Source organism: Methylobacterium sp. Leaf456 (assembly GCF_001425465.1).
Taxonomy (GTDB): Bacteria; Pseudomonadota; Alphaproteobacteria; order Rhizobiales; family Beijerinckiaceae; genus Methylobacterium.
In genome coordinates this window covers 57,082-71,314 of sequence record NZ_LMQV01000011.1, presented here as the reverse complement: position 1 = coordinate 71,314, position 14,233 = coordinate 57,082, and the positions used below count along the sequence as shown (strand labels likewise).

Below are 14,233 nucleotides of genomic sequence, written 5' to 3'. Positions count from 1 at the left end.
CAATCCGATCCGCCTTCGACAGCCTCACCCCAAAGGCCTGCCGCAACTGCCTCACAGCGGCCGGATACGACGCATACGATCCAACCTGATCGGCAATAGCTCTAGACAACTCTAGGGCGGTGCCCCAGTTTCGGCTTCGACTGAGTTTGCACGGAGTTTCAGTCAAAGGGAGCGAGTGCAAGCCGGTAGCTGGGCCGTCAATAAAACCTGAGGGATTGCCTTGCTGACCGCTTCCTGGGAGGTGACTAGGGATGACGGCTGAAATAGCTATTCTTAATAAGTCTGCGATTGCTTTGGCTGCCGATAGTGCTGTGAGTATAGGTCAGCCTCCAAATTTGAAGATATACAATACTGTTAATAAAATATTTGAGTTTAGCTGCCATCGACCTGTTGCTATTATGATCTATGGGAGGCTCGACTATATGGGGCTTCCGCTGGAGACGATAATAAAAGAATACAGAAACCGGCTTGGTCAAAAGTCTTTTCCAAGAATATCTGACTACCGCGATGATTTTCTTTCGTATTTATCAAACAATGTTCCGTTCGATGATGTCGACGAGATGGACAATGTGTATCTGTTGGTATTTGATCTTTTTACGCGGGCTGCAAAAAAATACAAGGACTCGTGATTGAGGATGTGATTGAGCGAGGGTCATATCAAAAAAGCAAGATGAACGGGATGTCCCAGGCGTACATCAAAGGAGAGATATCAAAACTGAAAGGTAAAAAATTATCTAAGGGCTTCATTAGTAAGTCATTACCGGATAAGTACATATCTTTAACAAACGAAATTGCCAATAGTGTACTTCAGTCTGCGGTTCACAACGAAACCACTAAGAAATTACTGCGTGTGTATACTGGATATGCGCTCACAAAATCCAGATTATACTCGTACCGGACTGGACTTGTATTCGTAGGATTTGGTAATAACGAGCTTTGCCCATCGCTAGAAGCAATATAAATTGAAGGAATTATTGATAATAAATCGAAATATATCGAAAAAACAGTATTGATATCGGTCGAAGGCCGCCTCAAGCTGATATTGTAGGCTTTGCTCAGGATGATATGGTAAAAAGCTTTTTGGATGGAATAGATCCGTCTGTGAAGTCATATTATAACAGTCTAATTGGGGATGTGACTCGCGACACTGCAAGAGAAATGCTAAAATCAAACATATCGGATCCCGATCTTATAGAAAGGGCCTTGCAAACAATTTCTCCCGCTACGAATAAAATGCACGCTGATTACGTTAAGAAAGCAAATGACTATCTTATAAAAGATTATTACAAGCCAATCACTGATATGATTCGGTTGATGCCTCGTCAGGAATTATCCACATTGGCATCTTCCCTGATAGAGATTACCTCTTTAAAAAGGAAGGTGACTCGAGAGCAGGAAACCGTTGGCGGCGAGGTCGATGTAGCGATAATCTCGAAATCCGAGGGATTCGTTTGGGTTAAGCGTAAGCATTATTTTCCAAGGGAATTAAATCACAGATTCTTCGCTAGGCACTATGTGAGCACGGAGGAGAATTCGCATGAAGCGTGAAAAATCCGAAGCTAACTCTTCGCCATTTCAGGAGAGAAATGAGAGGGTTATGCCTTCATCATTCTATCGTGGTGCGGGGATAGCACCGCAAGATGCGGCAAGACGTGATTCCCGCGAGGTCGCGGAGAAACACGGAGGGGAATTGCGCAAGTTGCTAGGCAAGTTGAATCAGGGCGCATAATCGTCAGTTATAAAATCAAAATGTTTTAACTCGTGAGCAATTTTGACGCGGCCGCGCCTTGACGGCGGCGGCCGCGGTGCGGTTCTGTGAGGGTCCGTCCGGACCGCAGCACGATGCCGACCTTCGAGGCCGCCCTTCCGGCCGACCATCCCGAGACCGAACTCCCCGACGCGCAGAGCCGCGTCATCGCCGACGCCGTGCGCGAGGCGCTGGCGCGACGCCGGATGTCGCGCCAAGCGCTGGCGGATGCAGCCCGCATCAGCATCTCGACCCTGGAGAAGGCGCTGTCGGGCCGCCGCCCGTTCACGCTCGCGACGACGATCCGCCTGGAGGAGGCGCTGGGCCTGCCCCTGCGGGCCCCCGCCGCGGCGCCCGCGCCGAAGCCGACCGCCCCGCGCCACGCGCCGGAAGAATTCGGCTCCTACACCCGCGAGGCGGTGGCCTTTCTGGAAGGGCGCTACCTGACGCTGCGGACCTCGTTCGGGCAAGCCGGTGCCCTGTTCGCCTACCGCACCGAGATCGCTTGGGACTCTGACGGCGCCCGCCTCGTCTTCCGCGAGGCCGAGCGGCTCGATGCGCCGTTCGCGCAATCCGGTACCGTCTCGGTGCCGAACCAGTCGGGCCAGATCTATCTCGTCACGAATTTCCAGGGGCAGTACCGGCTCGCCATGCTCGGCCGCCCGACGATCCAGGGCGAGCTGTTCGGCATCCTGACGACCCTCTTCTCCGGCCGCGGCGCCCACCTGACGCCCGCCGCGACACCCATCGCCCTGGTGCCGGAGCGCGGGGCTCTCGCCGAGGGCGCGCAATACGGCCGGATCGAGCCCGGCATGGCCTGCGAGCCGGGCTATCGCCGCCTCCTCGACCGGGTGCGGGCCGACGGTTTTGCCGTTTTTCCCGGCCTTGCCGACTGAGGCGCTTCAGGCCGTGCTCGACAGCTTCATCAGCACGAGGCCGCCGACGATCAGCGCGGCGGCCAGCACCCGCATCGCGCTCAATTCCTCGCCGAGCACCGCGATACCGACCACGAAGGCGCCGACCGCGCCGACGCCGGTCCAGACCGTGTAGGCGGTGCCGAGCGGCAGCGTCCGCATCGCCCAGGCGAGCCCGGCGAGGCTCACCGCCATGGCCGCGACGGTGACGAGCGAGGGCCAGAGCCGCGAGAACCCCTCCGACTGCTTCATCGAGAACGCCCAGACGACCTCGAACAGCCCGGCGACGATGAGGATGATCCAGGCCAAGGGGCCTCCTGGCTTTGGTCGCCGGGCCGTCCCGGTCTTGGAGCCCGCAATGGGGAGGGCGTGGCCTCGCCGAGCGAAGCTAAGGCGCGAGGCTCGCTATTCCAGCCGCACCACCACGCTGTCGCTGGCGCCCGCGGCGTCCATCACCGAGATGCGGGCGAAGCCCGCGCCCTCCGGGCTCCAGTCCGATTGCCGCCGCAGGCTCTCGGCGACCGGCAGGCCGTCGACCATCCAGGTGAGTGGCGGCTGGCCGCCGAGCGCCTTGAGGGCGAGGCGGATTCTTTCACCCGCACTGATACCGAGATCGACGCGGGCGCCGTCGGGCGGGTAGGCGATCTTCAGCGGCACGCCGAGCGTCGCCGCGAGCGTCTTGGGCGCATCGCGGCGGATGTGGCGCAGGGGCGGGGGCAGGGCGATGGTGGCCGCCACCAGCGCTTCGCGCGGACGCGGCAGCGGTTCGGGCTCGCCCCCGAAGCGGCTGAACGCGTCGAACAGCATCGGCGCGGCGGCGGCCCGCCCGACGAGGCCCGGCACCGAGGCGCCGTCCGGCCGCCCGACCCAGACCGCGACGGTGATGCGGGCGTCGAACCCGACCGCCCAGGCGTCGCGGTAGCCGTAGGAGGTGCCGGTCTTGTAGGCGAGCCGGCCTGACGGAGCGTTCTCCGGCGGCGGGGCGCCGCGCAGGATGTCGGCGACGTACCAAGCCGAGACCGGGTCGGTGACGGTGCGCTCGGGCTCGGCCGGGGAGGGCGGCCCGTCGAGGCGGCGGACCAGCGTCGGCACGCTCCCGGCTCGCGCGAGCCCGGCATGGAGCCGGGCGAGGTCGGTGAGCGTGATGCCGAGGCCCCCGAGCGCCACGGGCAGGCCCGGCGCGGTGTCGCACGGCAGCAGGATCGTGGCGCCGGCCCCCCGCAGCCGCGCGACGAAGCGGGCGGCACTCACCGTCTCCAACAGATCGACCGCGGGCAGGTTGAGCGATTGCTGGAGCGCCACGCGGGCCGTCACGGTGCCGCGATAGCCCTGATCGAAGTTCTCCGGCGCGTAGCTCGCGGCAAAGCGCGCCGGGCGGTCGTCGAGGAGGGTTTCCGGGTGGGCGAGCCCGTTCTCGAAGGCCAGCGTGTAGATGAAGGGCTTCAGCGCCGAGCCGGGCGAGCGCACGGCATTGGTCGCATCGACCGCGCCGGCGCGGGCGGCGTCGAGATAGCCGGCGCTGCCGACATGGGCCAGCACGTGGCCGCTGCGATTGTCGATCACGAGGATCGCCGCCGACAGGGCGGGCCCGAGCGCCGCCGCGCGCTCCGCCGCCAGCGTCTCCAGGCTCGCCTGGAGCCGAGCGTCGAGCGTCAGACGCTGCACCCGCGCAGCCGGATCGGCCGCCACCGCCTGCTCGGCGGCGTGGGCCGCGAGCATCGGGAAGGACTTTCGTAAGGTCGGCACCGGCTCGGCCTTGGCGGCGCGGGCCTCCTCTTCCGTTAGCACGCCGCGCTCGGCGGCGATGTCGAGCACGCGGTCGCGGGCGCGGCGGGCGTTTGCCGAGAAGCGGTCGGGCCGGCGTGCCTCGGGGGCCTGGGGCAGGGCGACGAGGAGCGCGCTCTCGGCAAACGACAGGCGGGCCGGCTCGCGGCCGAAATAGGCGAGGCTCGCCGCGCGCAGCCCCTCGACCGGGCCGCCATAGGGGGCGAGGGCGAGGTAGAGATCGAGCACGCCCGTCTTGCTTAAGGTTCGCTCCAGTTGAATCGCACGGACCATCTGCCGGAGCTTGGCGAGAAGCGAGCGTTCGGCGCGGGGCTCGACGAGGCGGGCGACCTGCATGGAGAGCGTCGAGCCGCCCGACACGATCTTTCGGTGGGCGAGCCATTGCCATGCGGCGCGGACGGTGGCGGCGGGGTCGATGCCCGGATGGGTGTCGAAGCGGCGGTCCTCGTAGGCCTTGAGCATGGCGAGGAAGCGCGGATCGACCTCGCCCGCGGTGACGGGCAGGCGCCAGCGCCCGTCGGTCGTGGCGAAGGGGCGCAGCAACTGGCCCTTCCGGTCGAGGATGACGGTGGAGCGAAGGGAGGCGGCGGTGAGGTCGAGGGGTGGGAGGGTTGTGGCGTAGCGCCAGAGGGCGAGGCTAGGGAGCGCCAGGACGACGATGACGAGCAGGGCGCAGAGCCCGACGACGCGCCCCCCTCTCCCCGCGCGCGGGGAGAGGCCCGCATGCACCTTGTCGTGCATGCGGGAAGCGGAGGCGAAGCCGGAGCGATGGTGAAGGGGCGCATCCGGAGGAGCCTCTTCCGTCGAAGCCCCCTCACCCCCGGCTGCCGCCTCGCCGAGCCCCCGACGAGGGGGGCTCGGCCCTCTCCCTGCGTGCGGGGAGAGGGGGATTTGCGGGCTGCCCATGGCCTACTTCGCCGACACCACCTCGACCGATCCGAACGCGCTGCGTCCGAACCGCTCGGGGCGGTACATGTCCTCGACGCTGGCGCCCGGATGGACGTAGGTGCCGGGCGAGACCACCCGCACGGTGTAGGCCGCCGAGAAGAAGGCCGATTGCTCCGGCGTGCGGTCGTAGGCGGCCACGAACCGGTCGTCGCGGAACTCGGTGTGGACCGGCTGCACGTCGGTTTTCGCGAAGCTCAAGCCGCTGAGCGCGTCGGCATCGAGAAGCTTCGGGTTGTCGATCTCCAGGCCCGCGGGCAGGCGATCGACCAGGAGCAGGCGGGCGGCGCTGGCCTTGGCCTCGGTCACCTTCAGCACCACGACGAGGCGGTCATTCTGGCGCAAAGGCTTCCCCGCATCCACCGGGCTGCCGTCGAGGCGGTAGAAGGCGCGCTCCACCGTGTAGCCGTGGGCGGCGGCCGGCTCGGGCGTGATCGGGTTGCCGGTAACGCCGACCGTCACCTGCACCGGCTCGCGGCCCTCGTTGACGATCCGCACCGGATGCGCCTCTAGGACCGGGGCCCGGTAGAGCCGCGACAGCGGCCCGGTCTCGGGCCTACCGTCGATCGAGAGTTTGAGACCCTCGGACTCCTTGGCGAGGCCTTGGGCGGCCAGCACCATCCAGGCGTTCTCCTGGGTGCTGGTGGTGCGGGCATCTCCCCGCTCCTGGCCGATCACCGCGGCCACCGGCTGCAGCGTGTCGCGGGAAAAGCCGGTCTCGGCCGAGAGCGCCAGCAGGGCGGCGCCGTCGCGCAGGCGCGAGCCGTAATCGGCGCGGTAATCGCCCTTGTCGCGGCCGGCCTGCAACGCCTTCACGGCCGCGTCGAACGCCTTTTGCGCCCGGCCACGGTCGCCCAGAAGCGCGAGCGCGGCGGCGAGCTGCCCGCGCCCGAGCGGCGTGGCGAAATCCTCGATCTTGGTGTCCGCGAGGTAGCGCAGGTCGCCCATCACCGAGCGGCCGTTACGGGCGAGCACGTAGGCCGCGTAAGCCAGATCCATCCCGCCGTTCTCGACGTTGGTGGTGTTGGCCACCGTGTTGCGCAGGCGGTCCAGCGCGCTGTTGAACGCGGTCTGCGGGACGGAAAAGCCCCGCTCGCGGGCGCGGGTGAGGAAGTCGGTCACGTAGGCGTCGAGCCACGTGTCGCCCGCATTCTCCGTCGACCACAGGCCGAAGGCGCCGCTCGAATCCTGGCGCGCCAGCACCCGCTCGATGGCAGCGCGCACCCGCTCGTCCACCTGCCCGTCGAGGCCGAGCTTTTCGGAGGCCGCCAAGCCGTTGACGTAGAGGAGCGGCAGCGCCCGGCTCACCGTCTGCTCGGAGCAGCCGTAGGGGTAGCGGTCGAGCGCTTGCAGCAGGGCGGCCACGTCGATTCCTGCAAGGCGGTTCGCTGCGACCGAGACCGCGCCGGTGCCGGGCAGGATGTCGGCCAGAAGGTCGGCCGAGACGTCGAGGCCCGCGCCGGGCTCCAGCGGGCGCACCGAGCGGCGCACCAGCGCGCCGGTGCCGGGACCGATGGCCAGCGCGAAGGACTGGCCGGCGCTGCCCTGGATGCCGGGGCCGGTGAGCGTCAGGTCGAGCCGGGTGAGGCCGGGCCCGGCGGCGGTGATCGGGATCACGAACTGCCCCTTGGCGCCGGCCTCGAGCCGCAGCGTCGAGCGCAGGGCCTCGCCCGCCACCACGACGGGACCGGTGAGGTCGAGATCGACGGTGTAGTCGCCCGCCCCGCCCTCGACGTTGTCGAGCGCCACGAAGAAGCGCGAGCGGTCGCCGACATTGAGGAAGCGCGGCAGCGTGCCGGTGAGCACCACCGGATCGCGCACGATCACGTCGGCCTGGGCCTGACCCACGCGTGACTTGGTCCAGGCGGTCGCCATCAGCCGGGCGGTGCCGTTGAAGGCCGGCAGCTCCAGCGGGATCTTGGCCGTCCCGTCCGCGCCCACCGTGACGACGCCCGAGTAGAGCGCGAGCGGCGCCTGCGTCGGCGGCGTGTCGGCGAGTTCGGTCGCCCCGCCGTCGCCGCCGGAGCGGATCGCGCCGAGCGTGCCCTGCATGCCGTCGATCAGGTAGCCGTAGAGGTCGCGGACCTCCGGCCCGAGCGCTTTCTGGCCGAAGAAATAGGCGAACGGGTTCGGCGCCTCGTAGCGGGTGAGGTTGAGGATGCCGACATCGACCGCCGCCAGCGTCACCCGCGCCTCCTCGCCGGCCTGGAGCCCGGCGATTTTTACGGGAACGGTCAGCGTGCCGCGGGGGCGGACCTTCTCCGGGGCCTCCAAGGATACGGACAGGCCGCGCTTCTCCCGATCGATCGAGAACCATGCCAGCCCGAGCGCGCGGCCGGGCATGCGCTTGGCCGCCTGATCCAGCGGCCGGTAGGCGGTGGCGACGAGGTAGGCGCCGGAGCCCCACTCGGCCTTGACCGGGATATCGACCGTGGTGCCGCCCTCCGAGACGGTGACGTCGCGCATCTCGTGGACGCGGTCGCTCACCACGGCGAGCGTCGCCGTGCCGGAAAACTTCGGTGCGAGCCGGGCGCGAAGCCGCTCGCCGGAGGCGTAGGCCGCCTTGTCGAGGGTGAGGTCGAGGAGGTCGGGCACGTCGGCGCTCTCGGAGCCGCCCCAGCCGACCGAGAAGCTCACGCTCACGGCGGCCTGCGGTTGGCCCGGCACGGTGGCTTCCAGGCGGTACTGCCCGAGGCCGACCGGCGCGGCGATGCGGGCCGGCGCGTCAGAAGAGATCGCCACGCGCCCATCGGCGACGCGGCGGCTCGCCTTCACCGGCTCGAAGCTCCAGCGCCCGTCCTCCCGGTACCATTGATAGGTCCGCTCGACCTTCGACAGCGTCCAGACCACGCCGTCTTGGGGCAAGCGCCGCCCGTCGGGGGTCGCCATCGCGAGATCGAAGGTGGCAGTCGCCCCGTCCGACAGGTCGCCGCCGAAATTCTTTCGGATGGCGAGCACCGGATTCGAGGGCAGGATCGGCAGGGTGACGCTGCGGCTCAAGGCCCGCCCGCCCGGCTCGCCGACCGAGAGGGTGATCTTGGCTTCCAACGGACGGGGGGCGGCCAGTTCCTGCACCGGAACGGTGAGGCTCGCCTGCCCCCGCGCGTCGGTGGTCGCCTTGGCATCGACTTCCGTCGTGGTCGCCTCCACCGCCTCGTCGTCGAGGCCGATCGAGAAACCCTCCAGGCCCTTGATGCCGGAACCCGTGGCGGGCTGCACCGCGACCGCGGCCGACACGTCGAGGCCGGCGCCCGGCGCGCCGTAGAGGTAGCGGGCCGACACGTCGATGCTGGCCGCCTCGCCGCGCTTCAGTGTCGGCGTCTTCGGGGTGAGGCTGACTTCGAGCCGCTCGGGCACGTAATCCTCGACGAGCCAGCTCGCCTCGCCGACCGGCGGCGCTTTCGGATCGGTGTAGGCCGAGACCCGCCATGTGCCGTGCATCGCGCCCGCCATCAGCGGCAGCGAAAGCGCACGTCCGCCGAGACCCTCGTCGGCGACCGCCGCGCGGCGATACTCGACGCCGTCCGGCCGCTTCACCACCAGGGTCAGCGGCAGGCCCGTCACCGCTGCGCCCTGCGGGTCGCGCAGCAGCGCGGTCAATTGCACCGTCTCGCCGGAGCGGTAGACGCCGCGCTCGGGGAAGACGTAGGCCTCCGCCCCGCCCGGCGCCGGGCGGCCCTTCACGCCGCGGTCGGACAGGTCGAAGGCGCCTTGGGCCAGATCGAGGAAGCCGTAATCGTCGCCGATCTGCGCGACGACGAGGCCGGGCGCGAGCCCGCCCTCGCCGCGGGCGAGCCCCCCGGGGAAGGCGGCGTGGCCCTGGCCGTCGGTTTTCTGGGTCGCCAGCACGTCGTTGTTGCGGGCCACCAAGCGGATCTCGGCGCCGGATACCGCCTTGGCGCTGGCGAGCGAGCGGGCCAGCACGTGGACGCCGTCGCGGCCCTTGAAGGCGGTGAGCCCAAGATCGGAGACGACGAACCACTGCGTCGCCTGGGTCTCGTAGCCGCCTTCCTCGTCCGCCGCCGCGTCGGAGGTGCCGCTGGGTTTGGCGAGCATCAGGTAGAGGCCGGGCTCCAGCTTGCCGACGGCCTGAAGCACCGGGAAGGCGGTGACCGCCTCGCGGTTCGTGTCGGCCTTGGCCGTGGAGAGCGTGCCCTTCCAGACCCGCTGGCCCTTCTGGTCGGCGATGCCCTTGGCCGTCGAGCCGGTGAGCTGGCTCAGGAATTCTTCCGAGCGGAGCGTCGGCAGCAGGCCGCGGTCGCCGATGCGCAGAACCTCGACATCGAGTTTTTGCGCGTTGACCGAGACCAGCGGCACGCCGGCTTGGCCGGTGCGGGGCAGGACGTAGTTGCGGCCGGTGAAGCGGACCTGGGGAGAGCGGTCGCGGACATAGACCTCGTAATCGGCGGCCTTCAGCAGATTCTCGCCGACGGTGGAGGGAAGCCCGGCGCGCAGCACGAAGGCGTAGCGCTCGGAATGCTTCAGCCCATCGACGCAGAGCTGCTGGCCCTCCGCCGTCACCGCCGCGTTGCTCGCCCCCGAGACCGCGACGAAGGGGGCGTAATCGGTCTTCGGGACGAGCGCTTCCGAGAAGGTGAAGCAGACCCGCGGCGCGGCGGCGTCCGAATCGACCTTGTAGTCGAGGATGCGGAAGCCGTGTTCCGCCCGCAGCGTCTCGTAGGTGCCCCGCGTCTGCGGATCGTCCCTGAGGGCGAGGCTCGCCCGGTAGGCCTCCATCGCCGGGCGCCACTCGGCCTGCGCCGCCTGGACCTCGCCGAGGCGGGCGAGCGCGCGGGCCTCGTCGGCGGGCGTGCGGGCGCGCAGATAGCCCTGGTAGGCGGCGGCGGCCGCGCGGCCCTTCAGCTTGAGCCGGGCCGAATAGTCGCCGCGCTCCTCGTCCGCGCCGGCCGCGGCGGCCGTGCGGGCATAGTCGAGCCAACTCCGAACATCGTTCGGGTCCGCCGCGATGGCCGCAGCGTAGGCGTTCATCTCGGCGTCGGGCTCGCCCTCCTCGCTCTTGGCGGCGGCCTCCGCCTCGCGGCGCCACAGGGCGGCCGGCTTGGCGCCGGGGGGCGCCTCGGCCCTCAAGGCCGTCTCCAGCCGCACGCCCGCGCTGGCGAGCGCCTCGCGCACGAAGGTTTTTGGGACCGGGGCGGTGGCGGACTTTTGCAAGGGCGCCGGGCGCGGCGCCTGGGCCGCTGCCGGAAGGGCCACGGCCATGGCCGTCAGGACGGCCAGGCGCCGGATACGGTTGCCCTGGGACATGCGCGTCTCCCCGTCCGGCGCTCAGGCGATCCCGCGCCGCGGGCGGCACGCTATCACTTGGCGCGGGCGCCGCAACGCTTGTCCCGGCTTGTGGGACGGCGGCCGACGCGGGCATCATCCGCTCGGTGACGCGTCCTCGCGCGTCGGGGCGGAAGAGAGCGATGCGTGAGCGGACGGCAGCGGTTCGAACGGGCCTTGCGGCGCTGGTCAGCGTCGGCCTCGCCCTCGGCGCGGCGGCGCAGGGCGCGCCGCCCCCGGCTCCGAAGCCCGCGGCTCCCACGCCCGACCCCGCCCTCGAGGCGGCGCGGGCGGCCTTCGAGGCGCTGCCGGAGCCCGAGCGCCGGGCGGTGCAGGACGCACTGGTCTGGACCGGCGACTACAACGGCGTGACGACCGGCGGCTTCGGGCGGCGGACGTTCGAGGGCATCGCCACCTATCAGCGGCGCACCGGCGGCACGCCGACGGGCCAACTCGGCCCCTCGGAGCGAACGGCGCTGGCCTCGGCCGCGGAGGCCGCCCGCAAGGCGGCGCGGTTCCGGGTGCAGACGGATGGGGCGAGCGGCGCCGCCATCGGCGTGCCGGAGCGGCTGCTGTCGAAGCGCAGCCTCCTGCCCGGCGGCACCCGCTGGCAGAGCGCCGACGGGCGCGTGACGCTCGACACCCGCTCGTTCCCGCCCGGCACGACCAATCTCGACGCGCTGTTCGAGCGCGCCACCGCGGCGTCGCCTGAGCGCAAGGTCACCTACAAGCTGAAGAAGCCGGATTTCGTCGTCGTCACCGCCGAGACCGCGACCGGGCGCTCCTATGTCCGCTACGCGCTCGGCGAGGCGGGCATCCGCGGCTTCGCGCTGGGCTACGACCGGGCCATGGCCGCCGAGGTCGAGCCGCTGGTGATCGCGGTGGCGAACAGCTTTTCGCCATTTCCCGCCGAGGGCGCCTCACCTTCGGTCGCGCCGCCGCCGTCGGCTGCGGTGGCGGCGCCCAAACTCGCGCCGGGTCCAGGCCCCAACTTCGCCGCCCCGCCCCTGGCGCCTCCGACGAGCGAGGCGCATGCCTCCGCGACCGGGCTGAACCTCGGCGGCGGGCGGGTGCTGACGGCGGCCTCCGCGCTGGAGAACTGCCCGGCGCCCCGTGTCGGTGGGTTGCCGGCCCGGAGCGAGGGGGCCGGCCCGGTGGTGGTGCTGCGGGTCGAGGGGCTCGGCGGCGGCGCGGTGCCGCCTCTGCGCACGGAGGCGCCCGGTGCGGACGAGGCGCTACTGGTGCTCGCAGTTGAATCGAATGGCGGGCGCAGCGTCGCCCCCGGCGTTGCCGGGCCGGGCGGTGTGTTCGCGCCGCTCCAGCCGGGGGCGGGCGGAGCGCCGGTGCTCGACCGGGCGGGCCGCCTCGTCGGGCTGGTGGCGCGGGCGCCCGCAGGCCCACGCCTGATCGCCGGGGTGATGCCGCCGACACGCTATCCGATCGTGCCGGGCAACGCGGTGGCGGCTGTTCTGAAGCAGAGCGGGGTCACGTCCGCCCCGGCACCGGCCTCCGCGGCCAGCCCGAGCGGGGCCGCCGCGCCGGTTCTCGGCGCGGTGGTCGGGATCGTGTGCGGGCGCTGAGGAAGGGGACCGGTCAGTCGAGGACGACGGCGACGAGGGAGAACAGGCCGGCCAGCAGCAGGTTGCAGGCGATGAGGACGACGACCGTCATGGGAACGCTTTTGGCTTTCGAAAGGGGATCGGGAAGGCGGCGTCCCAGGCGGTAGCCGGAGAAGCTTGACGATGTGTTCCCTCCGGTCCGATTGCGGCGGCGGCGGGGCCTGGGGGGCCCGAAACCGGTGCAGGGAGGGCACACCCGCCCCCGGATCGCCCGTCACGCTTGAACCGCCCGTGAACCGAACGTCACTGCCCGGCCACAGGGCCGACCACAAGCGTCCGAAAAGCCCGTCGCGCCGCAAATGCGTCAAGGTTGTGTTAACCCATGCGGTTTCGCGGATGTGCCGTTTCGAAAGAGTGGCGACATGATCTCCTTCAGCGACTCCCTCCAGACCGCCGCCGGCCTGTTCCGGCTCAGGGGCGCCCCGGCGCCGACCCTCGACGCCCCGTCGATCGACGAGCCCGAGAGAAGAACCATGTCGCCCGACGCGGTGGCGCCGGATGATCCCTTCTTTCTTGCGGTCGCCGAGGCGCTGCAGGAAGCGGGCTATCTGGATTCCTGAAAATCCGGCGATTAAGCCTCGCCGACATCCGGTGCCCGATCCGGGGCCGGAGCCGGAGGTTTTGAGCGCATGACCGCATCCCACGACGTCCGACCGCGGGTCTCGCAGGATGTCTTGGCCGCGGTCGGCGGCACGCCGCTGATCCGGCTGCGCCGCGCCTCGGACGAGACCGGCTGCACCATCCTCGGCAAGGCCGAGTTCCTCAATCCCGGCCTGTCGGTGAAGGACCGGGCCGCCCTCTCGATCGTGCGCGACGCGGAGGCGCGCGGGCTGATCCGCCCCGGCGGCACCATCGTCGAGGGCACGGCGGGCAACACCGGCATCGGGCTCGCGCTGGTGGCGTCGGTGCGCGGCTACCGCACCGTCATCGTCATCCCCGAGACCCAGTCGGCGGAGAAGAAGGAGACGCTGCGGCTCGCCGGCGCCCGACTCGTCGAGGTGCCCGCCGTCCCCTTCGCCAACCCGAACAACTACGTCCACGCCGCCCGCCGCCTCGCCGAGCGGCTGGCCGGGACGGAAGCGGCCGGCGCCTTCTTCGCCGACCAGTTCGACAACGTCGCCAACCGCCGCGCCCATATCGAGGGCACCGGCCCGGAAATCTTCGCGCAGACCGAGGGCGCGGTCGACGGCTTCGTCTGCGCCGCCGGGACCGGCGGCACGCTGGCGGGCGTGGCGGAGGCTTTGCGGGCTTTGAAGCCGGGGGTGAAGATCGCCCTGTCGGACCCGGATGGCTCGGCGCTGCACGCGTATTACAGCACCGGCACGCTCAAGGCCGAGGGCTCCTCGATCACCGAGGGCATCGGCCAGGGCCGGGTGACCCGGAATCTCGAAGGGTTTTCGCCGGACCACTCGTTCCGGATTCCCGACCGGGAAGCGCTCGACATCGTCTTCCGGCTGATGCGGGAGGAGGGGCTGTCGCTCGGCGGCTCCTCGGGGATCAACGTGGCCGGCGCGATTCGGCTGGCCCGCGCTTTGGGGCCGGGCCACACCATCGTGACGATCCTGTGCGACGGGGCAGCGCGCTACGCCTCGAAGCTGTTCAACCCGGCCTTCCTCAACGAACGCGGCCTGCCGACGCCGGATTGGCTCGGCGCGGCGGCGGGCGAGCTGCCGGATTGGCGGGCCTAACCCAGCGTCTTCCCGAGACGGGCGATCAGCGCCTCGAGGCGCTCGCCCACCGGCTCGGTGAGGCAGCCGGCATAGAGGGTGCGCAGGTTCTTGCCGATGTGGCGGCGCACGCCCTGGCTCAGCGGCGGGACGCCGTCGTCGCCCGTCGATTTCGTCTCGGTCACCGTCTTCGTCACGGATCGTCTCCCGTCCGTGCCCCTCGAAGTGCCATTCTGGCCGACGAGGGTTAAGGCGGGTTTTACCGAAGGCGTT

At 69.3% G+C, this 14,233-nt stretch carries 9 protein-coding genes; 5 read left to right on the top strand and 4 right to left on the bottom strand.

Annotated features, from left to right (window positions below; translation table 11 throughout):
- The first annotated feature begins 251 nt into the window (after window positions 1-251).
- Window positions 252-629: a hypothetical protein gene (locus ASG52_RS27080; RefSeq protein ID WP_156383879.1), complete on the top strand. Its 378-nt coding sequence runs from the start codon at window positions 252-254 to the stop codon at window positions 627-629.
- A 1,213-nt stretch (window positions 630-1,842) separates the two neighbouring features.
- Complete coding sequence (locus ASG52_RS09980) at window positions 1,843-2,643, top strand: helix-turn-helix domain-containing protein (RefSeq protein WP_056242462.1); 801 nt, start codon at window positions 1,843-1,845, stop codon at window positions 2,641-2,643.
- 6 nt (window positions 2,644-2,649) lie between these two features.
- Here the strand turns inward: ASG52_RS09980 and sugE are convergent, their stop codons facing one another.
- The 3 genes from sugE to ASG52_RS09965 form a co-directional block, all read right to left on the bottom strand.
- Complete coding sequence (gene sugE / locus ASG52_RS09975) at window positions 2,650-2,970, bottom strand: quaternary ammonium compound efflux SMR transporter SugE (protein ID WP_056242460.1); 321 nt, start codon at window positions 2,968-2,970, stop codon at window positions 2,650-2,652.
- A 96-nt stretch (window positions 2,971-3,066) separates the two neighbouring features.
- Window positions 3,067-5,187, bottom strand: coding sequence for a penicillin-binding protein 1C (gene pbpC, locus ASG52_RS09970; protein ID WP_056242456.1), 2,121 nt, complete (start codon window positions 5,185-5,187; stop codon window positions 3,067-3,069).
- Window positions 5,188-5,355: 168 nt separating this feature from the next.
- Window positions 5,356-10,656 (bottom strand): alpha-2-macroglobulin family protein, encoded by a 5,301-nt coding sequence (locus ASG52_RS09965; protein ID WP_056242452.1) that lies wholly within the window; start codon window positions 10,654-10,656, stop codon window positions 5,356-5,358.
- Between the two features lie 161 nt (window positions 10,657-10,817).
- On the opposite strand from ASG52_RS09965, the gene ASG52_RS09960 reads away from it, so the two are divergent.
- From ASG52_RS09960 to ASG52_RS09950, 3 genes are all read left to right on the top strand, one after another.
- Window positions 10,818-12,254, top strand: coding sequence for a peptidoglycan-binding domain-containing protein (locus tag ASG52_RS09960; RefSeq protein WP_056242449.1), 1,437 nt, complete (start codon window positions 10,818-10,820; stop codon window positions 12,252-12,254).
- Between the two features lie 401 nt (window positions 12,255-12,655).
- On the top strand, window positions 12,656-12,853 hold the full coding sequence (locus ASG52_RS09955; protein ID WP_056242446.1) for a hypothetical protein: 198 nt from the start codon (window positions 12,656-12,658) through the stop codon (window positions 12,851-12,853).
- Between the two features lie 69 nt (window positions 12,854-12,922).
- Window positions 12,923-13,981: a cysteine synthase A gene (locus tag ASG52_RS09950; RefSeq protein WP_056242443.1), complete on the top strand. Its 1,059-nt coding sequence runs from the start codon at window positions 12,923-12,925 to the stop codon at window positions 13,979-13,981.
- Here ASG52_RS09950 and ASG52_RS09945 read toward each other — a convergent pair.
- The gene (locus tag ASG52_RS09945; RefSeq protein ID WP_056242439.1) at window positions 13,978-14,157 is read right to left on the bottom strand and encodes a NepR family anti-sigma factor; all 180 of its coding nucleotides are present in this window, start codon (window positions 14,155-14,157) and stop codon (window positions 13,978-13,980) included. The genes ASG52_RS09950 and ASG52_RS09945 overlap by 4 nt on opposite strands.
- Window positions 14,158-14,233 lie beyond the last annotated feature (76 nt).

What these genes read in the sequence shown, in the direction of transcription:
- ASG52_RS09960 (WP_056242449.1), top strand. Translation starts at nt 10,818, where the DNA reads ATGCGTGAGCGGACGGCAGCGGTTCGAACGGGCCTTGCGGCGCTGGTC.
- ASG52_RS09950 (WP_056242443.1), top strand. Translation starts at nt 12,923, where the DNA reads ATGACCGCATCCCACGACGTCCGACCGCGGGTCTCGCAGGATGTCTTG.
- ASG52_RS09965 (WP_056242452.1), bottom strand. Translation starts at nt 10,656, where the DNA reads ATGTCCCAGGGCAACCGTATCCGGCGCCTGGCCGTCCTGACGGCCATG.
- ASG52_RS09980 (WP_056242462.1), top strand. Translation starts at nt 1,843, where the DNA reads ATGCCGACCTTCGAGGCCGCCCTTCCGGCCGACCATCCCGAGACCGAA.
- pbpC (WP_056242456.1), bottom strand. Translation starts at nt 5,187, where the DNA reads ATGCACGACAAGGTGCATGCGGGCCTCTCCCCGCGCGCGGGGAGAGGG.
- ASG52_RS09955 (WP_056242446.1), top strand. Translation starts at nt 12,656, where the DNA reads ATGATCTCCTTCAGCGACTCCCTCCAGACCGCCGCCGGCCTGTTCCGG.
- ASG52_RS27080 (WP_156383879.1), top strand. Translation starts at nt 252, where the DNA reads ATGACGGCTGAAATAGCTATTCTTAATAAGTCTGCGATTGCTTTGGCT.